Below are 290 nucleotides of genomic sequence, written 5' to 3' on the forward strand. Positions count from 1 at the left end.
CGGATGCCGCAACCCTGATCAAGGAAGCCCGTACCCAGGGCAAGGTGGTGGCCGCCGAAGAGGAGTATTTGACCGCCTATGCCGCCCAGAAGGGGGTGGCTGCCCTCAAGGCGTTGCTGGATCCCCGTCCGGCGATTGCCGCACTGTCCGCCAGTCAGACCACCCAAGTGACCCTGCCAGAGAAGAAGGGGGATGCGGCGCTCTCGGCGGATGACAAGTATGCCGCCGACCAGCTCGGTATCAGCCACGAGGAGTTTGCCAAGGCCAAGCAGGCTTAAGCGCAGACCCTA

At 63.8% G+C, this 290-nt stretch carries 1 pseudogene; it reads left to right on the forward strand.

Going from position 1 to position 290, the window contains the following annotated elements:
* A pseudogene (locus ACW5W8_RS24055) lies at positions 1-278 on the forward strand (phage protease); the annotation flags it as partial.
* Positions 279-290: the final 12 nt, after the last annotated feature.

The sequence above is a fragment of the Aeromonas aquatilis genome (assembly GCF_054052405.1).